The sequence below is a fragment of the Neisseria shayeganii 871 genome (assembly GCF_000226875.1).
In the GTDB taxonomy this organism is placed as follows: domain Bacteria; phylum Pseudomonadota; class Gammaproteobacteria; order Burkholderiales; family Neisseriaceae; genus Eikenella; species Eikenella shayeganii.
Window position 1 is genome coordinate 2,077,490 of record NZ_JH164926.1, and the last position, 10,816, is coordinate 2,088,305.

Here is a 10,816-nt window from a genome sequence, read left to right on the forward strand (position 1 = left end):
GGAAAAATGGGAAGCGGATGATACCTTATAACAACCATACTGACTAGGGCGGTCTGTTGTGCCCGCCGCTCCGCTGTTTGTGCAGTGCAGCACATCTTCTCGCACCCGAGCAAACGCTCTTCAATCAAAAGAAAAAAGGATAACTTTTATTTACTTATCCCAACATGATTGCACGGCCTGATGGCGGCTATCCAAAAAAAAGATTGGCCTCTCCGGCGCAATTCGGGTTCAATGCGCCCACGTTCTTCGGTAGCCCGCTACCAAGACCGAAACAAGTATATAAAGGAAAAGTAGAGAGCGCACATAAGGCTACCTAAAACCGGCTTCCGCCGCTTTCAGGTAGCCTTATATTCTTTCCCCCGACCGCCTATCCGCAAAGGAGTCACATTATGTCTGCGATTGAATCCGTCTTGAAAGAAAACCGGGTATTCGAACCCAGCGACCAAACCCGCACCCGCGCCAACGTCAGCGGTATGGAGGGCTACCATGCGCTGTGCGAGAAGGCCGACGAAGACTACGAAGGTTTCTGGGGTGCGCTGGCCCGCGAACACATTAGCTGGCACCAACCCTTTTCCCGCGTGCTCGACGAGCGCAATGCGCCGTTTTTCAAATGGTTTGACGACGGCATCCTCAACATTTCCTACAACTGCCTCGACCGCCACCTGGCCGACAAAGCCGACAAAACCGCCATCATTTACGAGAAAGACGACGGCAGCAGCGAAACCATCAGCTACCGCGAGTTGTACGAGCGCGTGTGCCGCTTTGCCAACGGCCTGAAATCCCTGGGCGTAGAAAAAGGCGACCGCGTGGTGATTTATATGCCGATGGTGCCCGATGCCGTGGTGGCGATGCAGGCCTGCGCCCGCATCGGCGCCATCCATTCCGTGGTGTTCGGCGGCTTCTCCTCCGGCGCGGTAAAAGACCGCGTGAAAGATGCGGCGGCAAAAGTCATCATCACCGCCAACGAAAGCGTGCGCGGCGGCAAGCGCGTGCCGCTGAAAGCCACGGTGGACGAAGCGCTGGCCGACGGCGACTGCCCGAGCGTGGAAAAAGTGGTGGTGTTCCGCCGCACCGATGCCGACGTGGCCATGGGCGGCAAAGACGTGTTTTGGGACGAACTGGTCGCCGGCCAAAGCGCGGAATGCGAACCGGAATGGATGAATGCCGAAGACCCGCTGTTCATTCTCTACACTTCCGGCTCCACCGGCAAACCCAAAGGCGTGCAGCACAGCACCGGCGGCTACCTGCTCGGCGCCATCATGAGTATGAAATGGGTGTTCGACTACAAAGACGACGACGTGTATTGGTGTACCGCCGACGTGGGCTGGATCACCGGCCACACCTACATCGCCTACGGCCCGCTGGCGGTGGGCGCCACCCAGATTGTGTTTGAAGGCGTGCCCACTTATCCCGACGCCTCGCGCTTCTGGAGCACCATCGAAAAACACAAAGTCACCACCTTCTACACCGCGCCCACCGCCATCCGCTCGCTGATCAAGCTGGGTGCCGACGCGCCTACCCAATTCGACCTCTCCAGCCTGCGCCTGCTCGGCACCGTGGGCGAGCCGATCAATCCCGAAGCGTGGATGTGGTATTACGAAGTGGTGGGCGGCGGCCGCTGCCCGATTGTGGACACTTGGTGGCAAACCGAAACCGGCTCCAATATGATCGCCCCCCTGCCCGGCGCCGTGGCCATCAAACCCGGCTCCTGCACCCTGCCGCTGCCCGGCATCATGGCCGATATTGTGGACGAATCCGGCGCGCCGGTGGAAAAAGGCAACGGCGGCTTCCTCGTCATCAAACGCCCCTTCCCCTCTCTGCTGCGCACCGTGTGGGGCGACGACGAACGCTTCAAATCCACCTACTTCCCCGAAGACTTCGGCGGCAAATACTATGTGGCCGGCGACTCGGCCCACCGCGACGAGAACGGCTACATCTGGATCATGGGCCGCGTAGATGATGTCTTGAACGTGTCCGGCCACCGCTTGGGCACCATGGAAATCGAATCGGCATTGGTAGCCAACCCGCTGGTGGCCGAAGCCGCCGTGGTGGGCAAACCGCATGACGTGAAAGGCGAAGCGGTGGTGGCCTTTGTGGTGCTCAAAGGCGAGTATCCGCAGAATGACGCCGACAAACAGAAGTTGGCTCAGGAGCTGAAAAACTGGGTGGCGCACGAAATCGGCAAAATCGCCCAGCCCGACGACATCCGCTTCGGCGAAAACCTGCCCAAAACCCGCTCCGGCAAAATCATGCGCCGCCTGCTGCGCTCGCTGGCCAAAGGCGAAGAAATCACATCCGATATTTCCACCCTGGAAAACCCGCAAGTGATGGAACAGCTGAAGCACAGCAATTGATGACACCGCTTCGCGGCAAGCAAACAGGCTACCTGAAACTTTCAGGTAGCCTGTTTTTATGTTGCCATGCGGTCAATCCGCCTCAGCAATGAAGGGTGTTGGCCGCCTCAACGCCGCGCCAACACCGCGTGGGCCAGATATTGCTTGGTGCCGGCGGCAATCGCGCGGGCGGCTTTTTTGCGGAATTCGCTGCTGGCCAGCAGCCGCTCCTCGGTGGGATTGGAGATAAACGCGGTTTCCACCAAAATCGACGGAATATCCGGCGCGCGCAACACGGCAAAACCGGCCTGATCCACATGGCCTTTGTGCAGGCGGTTGATTTTGCCCATTTCGTTGAGCACCGCTTTGCCGAGCTTCAAACTGTCGTTGATGGTGGCGGTCTGCACCAAATCGAGCAGGGTATTGTCCACCTGGCTGTTGCCGCTGCTGCGGATGCCACCGATCAAATCGGCCGCGTTTTGCGACTGCGCCAGCCGGCGGGCGGCCTCGCTGGTGGCGCGGCCGCGGCTGAGGGCGTACACGCCGGCGCCGCGCGGATTGGGCGTGGTAAAGGAATCGGCGTGAATGGAAATAAACACATCGGCCTTTTGGCTGCGCGCCTTGGCCACGCGCACGCGCAAGGGCAGGAACACGTCTTCGTTGCGCGTCATATACACCTGATAGCCCATGCGCTCCATTTCGCGACGGGTTTCGCGGGCGATCGACAGCACCACGTCTTTCTCGCGCACGCCGCTGGGGCCGATGGCGCCCGGGTCTTCGCCGCCGTGGCCGGGGTCGAGCATGATCACCGGCTTGCGGTTGCGGGCGGTTTGGGCGGGCGGCGGGGTGTGCTGTACCGGCGGCACATGCGCCTGCGCGCTGGCTTCGGCGGTGCCGTCGCTGCGGATTTTGCCGTTGCTGTAATCCTGCAAGAGCGCCATCAAGGGGTCGTTCTGCTCCTGCGCCAAAGCCACGGCCTGAGTGGGATACAGATCCACCACCAGCCGGTGCTGGAAATTGGCCACCGGTGGCAGCGCAAACACCTGCGGATTGACCGCGGTTTTCAAATCCATCACCACGCGGATGGTTTCGGGGTTGTACTGCCCCACGCGCACATTGTGGATATAGGGGTCGGTGCTCACCACTTTTTGCGACAGGCCCTGCAATACGCTGTTGAGGGTGGCGCCTTGAATATCCACCACCAAGCGGCGCGGGTTGTCGAGCGTGAAATGCTTGTAGCGCACGGGCTGGGTGGATTCGAGGGTGAGACGGGTGTAGGAATGGGCCGGCCAGATGCGCACGGCCACAAACTGCGGCGTGTTGCGCCCCCAGGCGGTGGCGGAGAAGCCGAGCAAGAGCAGGCCGGCGCTGCCGCCGAGAAACTGTCTGCGGGTAAAGGGAGAGTTCATATTGCCAAACTTTGTCTGCCGTTGTCGGTGAGGGCGGTGAGGGTGCACAGGCGGCCGCCGTCCTGCACGCTCAAGGCTACCTGAACATCGGGCGGCGGCGTGAATCCGCCGCCGTTTTGCGGCCACTCGATAAAGCGCAGGCCGGGTTGTTCGAACAAATCGTCCAAGCCCGCGTCTTCCCACTCCTCGGGCGACGTGAAACGGTAGAGATCGAAATGGTGGATGTCGGTGCCGCCCACGCGGTAGCTTTCCACCAGCGCATAAGTGGGGCTTTTCACCGCGCCCTGATGGCCGAGACGGCGCAAGAGTGCGCGCACCAGCGTGGTTTTGCCGGCGCCCAAATCGCCGCCCAGCCACACCGTGAGCGGCGCCTGCAAATGCGGCGCCCAGCGTTCGGCCAGCGCATCGGCGGCGGCTTCGTTTTCCAGAAAAATGCGAAGTGTATCGGCTTGTTTGTCCATAGGGGCGGATTATGCTTGCCACCGCGCCAAATGCCAAGCCGACCGCCCGCACCCGCCAGCGCTTTTGCGCGTTTTTAACATTCGCCACCGCCCGTTCAGGTAGCCTGCAGCGACCAAACAGGTATAGTAAAATGCCCGCTTTGCCCGCCAGCCGCTTTCCACGCCATGAGCCGTAAAAAACCCGACGCCTTCGGCCGCCTCACCGACGCCCTCAAAGTATTGCCCAATGTCGGCCCCAAATCCGCCCGCCGCATGGCTTACGAACTGTTGCGCCACAAGCGCGACGGCGCCGCCGAGCTGGCCGCCGCCCTGCAACACGCCCTCACCGCCGTGCAGCACTGCCGCCTGTGCAACACCTTTTGCGAAGGCGAATTGTGTGCCATTTGCGCCGACGAAAACCGCGATCCGCGCCGCCTGATGATTGTCCACCTACCCGCCGACGTGGCCGGCATGGAAGCCGCCAACTGCCACGACGGCCTCTATTTCGTGCTGATGGGGCAGATCAGCCCCGCGCAGGGCATGGACCTGCAACACATCGCGCTCGACAAACTGGTGGCGCGGCTGCAAAACAGCCCGGTGGAAGAAGTCATCATCGCCACCGCCTTCACCCCCGAAGGCAACGCCACCGCCTATGTGTTGGCCGAGCTGTTCAAAACCCTGCCCTACCGCGTCAGCCGGCTGGCCCACGGCATGCCCTTGGGCAGCGAACTGGAATACATCGACGCCGGCACGCTCGCCCAATCCGTGTACGAACGCAAACTGCTCAAAGAAGCCGAATAACAAACCGTTTTCAGGTAGCCCGATGAAGCCCGCCCGCCCAAAATCCCTGCGCTACTGGCTGCGCCAAGCCAGCCAAACCCTGCTGCTGATCTTTGCCGTGATGTGGCTGTTCGACTGGTGGCGCGCCCCCGTTTTGCCCGCCGATGCCGACCAAACCCTGCACACCGCCGACGGCCGTGCCCTCAACCCCGCCGAACTCAGCCGGCAAGAGCCGGTGGTGCTGTATTTCTGGGGCAGCTGGTGCGGCATCTGCCGCCACACCTCGCCCGCCATCGAACAACTGCGCCAAGACGGCGTGCGCGTGCTCAGCATCGCCACCGCCTCTGGCAGCGAGGCCGACATCGCAGGCTACCTGAAACAGCACGGCTGGCAGTTTCCCGCCGTGGCCGACCCGCAAGGCCGCCTGGCCGCTGCCTGGCAAATCAAAGCCTTCCCCACCATCGTCATCCTGCGCCACGGCAAAATCCGCCACAGCACCAGCGGCATCAGCAGCTACTACGGCCTCAAAGCCCGCCTGGCCTGGGCGGCTTGGTAGCCCCGGCACAGCAACACTGCGCCCCTCATACAATCTCCGTACGAACAAACCGCACTTCGTCTTGCATGAAGTGCGGTTTTGATTGGGCTCAACAGCTTTCAGGTAGCCTGAGACCTTTGCAAAACCCTCAGATGTGGATGCAGTTCAAGGCGTAGCAGCGCAGCAAGCGTGAACGCAGGAATCCCCGTGGGAAAGACATATCATAGAGATAGGCAAGCGAGCGAGCAGCGCACAACGCAGAAATGCGCCGCAGATGGGGGTTTTGCAAAGGTCTCAGCCTGAGGCTACCTGAAAGCATGGTTATACATTCGGCAAACAGGGAATATCCCACCAGGCGGCCTGCGGGAAATGCCGTTTCAGGTAGCCTTGCAGATAGGCGTGGGTGTTTTGGTGGATGGTTTCGTCTTGGCTGCGGAAAAACGGATTGTAGGCCACGCCGGCCAGGGGGATGCCGCGGTGGCGCAGGGCTTCGAGACTGAGCAGGGTGTGGTTGATGCTACCGAGTTTGCCGCTGCTCACCAAAATCACCGGCCACTGCTTCTCGCGCACCCAGTCGATTTGCAGATAATCTTCCCGCAGCGGCACCAGCAGGCCGCCGGCGCCTTCTACCAAAACGGTGTCGTAACGCTGCTGCAAGACGGCGAGGGAATGGTCGATGGCGGCGAAGTCGATGGCACGGCCGGCCAGCTCGGCGGCCAGATGGGGGGAGCAGGGATAGGGGAACATCTGCGGCATGGTGAGCTTGTCGCGGTCTTCGGCCAACAGCCCGCAGCCCATAATGGCGCGGTGGCGGAGGATGTCGTCTGCTACATCCGTGCAGCCGGTTTGCACCGGTTTGTGGGTGATGACGCGGCCGCCGGCTTGGGCGATGCGGGCGGCGAGATAGCCGGTGGCCACGGTTTTGCCGGCATCGGTGTCGATGCCGCCGATAAAGTAGGTGCCGTGCAGATGCTTCATTTTTTCCTCGCCAACAGCAAAAGGGGATGGTAGGTAAGCGGCACGCCGGCACCACTGCCGAAGCGTGCTGTGTAATCGGCCTCAAACGCCCGCAACTGCCGCCTGCTCCACGGGGTGCGCTGCACGCCGGAAACGCCGGTGTGGCGCATATGGGCCAATACCATAGACGGCTGTGCAAAAACCAGGCGGCGCAGCGTTTGCTGCGTGCACACGATGTCGAACTGCGGCGCCAGCCAATCGCAGTATTGCTCGAGGGAGTAGTAAGTCAGGCCGATGCCGGTGAGGGCTTTGGTTTCGGCGTAGTGCTGCGGGCCGAAGCTGGAGAGCACCAGCCAGCCGCCGCGTTTGAGGCTGTCGGCGCAACGGCCCAGCAGGCGGGGCAAATCGTTGGCCCATTGCACGGCGGAGGCGGACACCACGGCGTCCAAATCCTGCGGCAGCGCCACGCTTTCCATATCGCCTGCCAGAAAACTTGCGCAGCCGGCGGGAAACAGCGCGGTCAAGCCGGCCGACTGGCGGCACAAATCGTTGAGGTACACGTTTTCCAGCCCAATCAGGCCGGCCAAGCGGCGGGTGAGATTGCCGGTGCCGCAGCCCAGCTCGAGCAGGCGGCCGGCCTGCGGCCGCTGCCGCTGCCATTGGGCAAACAGCTCCGCGCTGATGTCGGCCTGCACGGCGGCATGGGCATCATAAGAGGCAAACGATTTTTCAAAGCGGCTTTTTACCAAATCGGGGCAAATCATAACGCCTCCGCCAGCCTGGCCACGGTTTCTTCATCCAAAGCCGCGCTCAGGCTGAAGCGCACCCGCGCCTGATGGTTGGGCACGGTGGGCGGACGGACGGCGGCGGCGTAAAAGCCGTGCCGCATCAGCTCGGCGGCTTTGTCCAAAGCCGATTGATTGGTGCCGGTAATCAGCGGCACGATGTGCGAGGTGGAGGGGCAAACGCCGTATTTTTCGCGCACAGCGTCGGCCAGGCGGCGACTGATGGCGGCCAGATGGCAGCGACGCTCGTGCAAAGCAGGCAGGCGGCGCAGCACGAAATCGGTCCACGCCGCATTGAGAGGCGGCAGGGCGGTGCTGAAAATCAGCGGCCGCACGTGGTTCACCACATAACGGCGCACCAAGTCGGTGCAAATCAGGTAGCCGCCCACCGAGCCGACGGCCTTGCCGAAAGTGCCGACCAGAAAATCGATCTCGCCGATGCAGCCGGCCGCCTCGGCACAGCCCAGCCCTGTTGCGCCGCGCACGCCGACGGCATGGGCTTCGTCCACATACAGCGCCACATTGGCATATTGGCGTTTGAAACGCAGCAGCTGCGCCAAATCGGCTTCGTCGCCGTCCATGCTGAAAATGCTTTCGGTCACGATCACGATGCGTTCGTAATCGCGGTGGTGGCGCGCGAGCAAATCGGCCAGATGCGCCATGTCGTTGTGGCGGTAGCGGCGGAACGGCGCTTTCGACAGCAAAATGCCGTCCACCATGCTGGCGTGCACCAGTTTGTCGGCCAACACCAGCGTGTGCGGGCCGCCGGCCAAGGCCGCCAACAAGCCCTGGTTCATTTGATAACCGCTGCTAAAGCCGACCGCCGCAGGCGCTTGAAACAACTCGGTCAGCGTGTGTTCCAAGCGCCGGTGGGCAGGCGCATGGCCGGCCAGCAGCTGGGAAGCGGAAGCGGACGGCAAACGCTCTTCGGGCGGCGTTTGCGCCCAAAACTCGGCCAGCCACTCGGTGTCGGCGCCGATGCCCAGATAGTCGTTGCCGGCCAAATTCACCAGGCGCCGCCCCTGATGCCGCACATAAACGCCCTGCCGCGCCAAAGGCTGCAGCCGTCTTTGATTGTGTGCCGCTTCTTTTTCCGCCATGCGGCCGGCCAACCAGGCCTGCCAGCTTTCAGGTAGCCTGTTCATAGTTCGGCCACCAGTTGCAAAGTTTTCGCCACCAAATCATCCAACTGTTCGTTGCTGATCACATAAGGCGGCATCAGATACACCAAACGCCCGAACGGCCGCAGCCATACGCCCAATTGCGGCAGCAGGCGCTGCACCTTATCCATATCCGCCGCGCGGGTAAGCTCCACCACGCCGATGGCCCCCAACACACGCACATCGGCTACCTGAACGCAGGCACGCGCCGCCTGCAGTCCCTGCAAACGGCCTTCGATGCGGCGGATATTCGCCTGCCAGTCTTGCGACAGCAGCAAGCGGGTGGAGGCCAGCGCCACCGCGCAAGCCAGCGGGTTGGCCATAAAGGTGGGCCCGTGCATCAACACGCCGCCGCCCGCGCTGATGCCCTCGGCCACCTGCCGCGTGGCCAGCACCGCCGACAGCGTCATATAACCGCCGGTGAGCGCCTTGCCGATGCACATGATGTCGGGCGCCACGCCGGCATGCTCCCAGGCAAACAGGCGGCCGCTGCGGCCGAAGCCGGTAGCGATTTCATCGAACACCAGCAAAATATCGTGCTCGCGGCACAAAGCCGCCAAACCGCGCAGGTATTCGGGGTGATAAAAAAACATCCCGCCCGCGCCCTGCACCACCGGCTCGATGATGAACGCCGCAATCTCGCCGCCGTGGCGGGCAAACAGGCGGCGCACCGATTCCAAATCCTCTTCGCGCCACGCCTCGCCGAAACGCACCTTAGGCGCATCGGCAAACAGGCGCTGCGGCAGGCTGCTGCCGAAAATGTGGTGCATGCCGTTTACCGGATCGCACACCGACATCGCATTCCAAGTGTCGCCGTGGTAGCCGCTGCGCACGGTGGCGATATTGTTTTTCTGCGGCCGCCCTACGCCCGCCCAATACTGCACCGCCATTTTCAGCGCCACTTCCACCGCCACCGAGCCGGAATCGGCATAAAAGATTTTGTCCATCTGCGGCGGCGCAATCGAGAGCAGCAGCTCGCCCAATTTGATGGCCGGCCGGTGGGTGAGCCCGCCGAACATGATGTGCGACATCTCGGCCAGCTGGTCTTGCACCGCCTGATTGATCACGGGATGGTTGTAGCCGTGGATGGCGCACCACCAGGAAGACATGCCGTCAATCAGGCGCGTGCCGTCTTGCAGCTCGATTTCCGCCCCTTGCGCCCGTTTGACCAACAAGGCGGGCAGCGGGCGGGTCATGGACGTGTAGGGATGCCAGAGATGGTGTTGGTCGAATTGAAGCGGGTTCATAGCGGAATTCGGCATGGATTTATTTCGGCAGATTAAGGGGTTAAAAAAGCATGCACCGCCTCGGCGCAGGCTTGGGCGCGGGTGAGCGGCAGCAGATGACCGACACCGGCCAACAGCCGCACCTGCACATCCGGCCGCTGCGGCAGCCGTGCCGCCACCGCGGCGGAGTCGAAGAGTACATCATTTTCGCCCAAGAGGTGCAATTGCGGCACAGGCAAACGGTGCAGGCAAGCGAAAGTATCCAGCCGCGCCAGCCAACCCAAATGCCGCAAATTCACTGCCGCCTGCCCTTCGCCTTCAGGCACGCGGGCGCGCACTTCGCGCACGATTTGCCGCAACTGCGGGCAATCGTCGCCCATGCCCGCCAGCGCGGCAAACTGCGCCACATTCTGCTCGGGCTGCGCTTCCTGCCGGCGCACAAAACGCGCAAACGCCTCCGCCGCCATGCCGCCCGCCCAATCTTCATCGGCGCAAAACTTGGGGCTGGAGGCCAACGTTACCAGCCGGCAGCCCGCCGCCGCCGCCAGCAAGGCCGCCAACTGGCCGCCCAAAGACCAGCCCAATACCACATCGTCCGCGCCCAAAGCGTATCGCCGGCACACCGCCGCCAGCCCTGCCGGCAAATCCTCATCCTGCGGCAGCGGTACCGGCAGCGCCGCATAGCCGTCATCCTGCAAAGCCGCCGCCAAATCGCGCAGCGGATAATCGCCCAAGGCAAAACCGCCCAACATCAGAATACGCCGCTTCATGACTTGTCTTCCTTTCATCCCAAACAGCATCCGGCTTTTCAGGTAGCCTGAGATGCGGGGAAACGGCACATTATGCCGCTACAAACCATCAAACACCCACAACAATCTTTACTAAATTTTTCAAAAGCTAGCTTTTTCATACCGGAATGTTATACTTCTCATCAACAATTACCCACCAAGCTACAACAAATCTCAGGCTACCTGAAAGAGTTTTGTAAGACCTCTGATTGAAATTAATGATAAGGAACTTTAAATATGCAAAAACATTGCTTAGCCACTCTTATTGTCACTTTAATGCTATCCGCCTGTGGTAGCAGTAGCAGCCCAATCCAACCGACCCAACCCAACCCAACCAACCCAACCACACCACACCACACCACACCACACCACACCACACCACACACACACACACCACACCACA

10 protein-coding genes and 1 pseudogene are annotated in these 10,816 nt (G+C 61.7%); 3 read left to right on the forward strand and 8 right to left on the reverse strand.

What is annotated here, in order from left to right; translation table 11 throughout:
* Positions 1–389 precede the first annotated feature (389 nt).
* Positions 390–2,354, forward strand: a complete 1,965-nt coding sequence (acs, locus tag HMPREF9371_RS09615) for an acetate--CoA ligase (protein WP_009119903.1) — start codon at positions 390–392, stop codon at positions 2,352–2,354.
* 107 nt (positions 2,355–2,461) lie between these two features.
* On the opposite strand, the gene HMPREF9371_RS09620 is transcribed toward acs, so the two are convergent.
* Together HMPREF9371_RS09620 and tsaE are read right to left on the reverse strand one after the other, a co-directional pair.
* Positions 2,462–3,742, reverse strand: a complete 1,281-nt coding sequence (locus HMPREF9371_RS09620) for an N-acetylmuramoyl-L-alanine amidase (protein ID WP_009119904.1) — start codon at positions 3,740–3,742, stop codon at positions 2,462–2,464.
* Positions 3,739–4,203 carry a tRNA (adenosine(37)-N6)-threonylcarbamoyltransferase complex ATPase subunit type 1 TsaE gene (gene tsaE / locus HMPREF9371_RS09625; RefSeq protein WP_009119905.1) on the reverse strand — a complete coding sequence of 155 codons (465 nt, stop codon included), beginning with the start codon at positions 4,201–4,203 and terminating at the stop codon, positions 3,739–3,741. The genes HMPREF9371_RS09620 and tsaE overlap by 4 nt, the downstream gene beginning before the upstream one ends.
* A 165-nt stretch (positions 4,204–4,368) precedes the next feature.
* Between tsaE and recR the strand changes: the two genes are divergently transcribed.
* Together recR and HMPREF9371_RS09635 are read left to right on the forward strand one after the other, a co-directional pair.
* The gene (gene recR / locus HMPREF9371_RS09630) at positions 4,369–4,983 is read left to right on the forward strand and encodes a recombination mediator RecR (RefSeq protein WP_009119907.1); all 615 of its coding nucleotides are present in this window, start codon (positions 4,369–4,371) and stop codon (positions 4,981–4,983) included.
* Positions 4,984–5,005: 22 nt separating this feature from the next.
* Positions 5,006–5,518: a protein disulfide oxidoreductase gene (locus HMPREF9371_RS09635; protein WP_009119908.1), complete on the forward strand. Its 513-nt coding sequence runs from the start codon at positions 5,006–5,008 to the stop codon at positions 5,516–5,518.
* Positions 5,519–5,616: 98 nt separating this feature from the next.
* Here the strand turns inward: HMPREF9371_RS09635 and HMPREF9371_RS13660 are convergent.
* The 6 genes and pseudogenes from HMPREF9371_RS13660 to HMPREF9371_RS09660 form a co-directional block, all read right to left on the reverse strand.
* A pseudogene (locus HMPREF9371_RS13660) lies at positions 5,617–5,786 on the reverse strand (lipoprotein signal peptidase).
* 32 nt (positions 5,787–5,818) lie between these two features.
* Positions 5,819–6,466: a dethiobiotin synthase gene (gene bioD / locus HMPREF9371_RS09640; protein ID WP_198003642.1), complete on the reverse strand. Its 648-nt coding sequence runs from the start codon at positions 6,464–6,466 to the stop codon at positions 5,819–5,821.
* 5 nt (positions 6,467–6,471) lie between these two features.
* Entirely contained in the window at positions 6,472–7,218 is a 747-nt protein-coding gene (locus tag HMPREF9371_RS09645) for a methyltransferase domain-containing protein (RefSeq protein ID WP_009119911.1), read from the reverse strand.
* Positions 7,215–8,384, reverse strand: coding sequence for an 8-amino-7-oxononanoate synthase (locus HMPREF9371_RS09650; RefSeq protein WP_009119912.1), 1,170 nt, complete (start codon positions 8,382–8,384; stop codon positions 7,215–7,217). The genes HMPREF9371_RS09645 and HMPREF9371_RS09650 overlap by 4 nt, the downstream gene beginning before the upstream one ends.
* Complete coding sequence (gene bioA, locus HMPREF9371_RS09655; RefSeq protein WP_198003625.1) at positions 8,381–9,661, reverse strand: adenosylmethionine--8-amino-7-oxononanoate transaminase; 1,281 nt, start codon at positions 9,659–9,661, stop codon at positions 8,381–8,383. The genes HMPREF9371_RS09650 and bioA overlap by 4 nt, the downstream gene beginning before the upstream one ends.
* A gap of 17 nt (positions 9,662–9,678) precedes the next feature.
* Positions 9,679–10,395 (reverse strand): alpha/beta fold hydrolase, encoded by a 717-nt coding sequence (locus tag HMPREF9371_RS09660; RefSeq protein WP_050797921.1) that lies wholly within the window; start codon positions 10,393–10,395, stop codon positions 9,679–9,681.
* Positions 10,396–10,816: the final 421 nt, after the last annotated feature.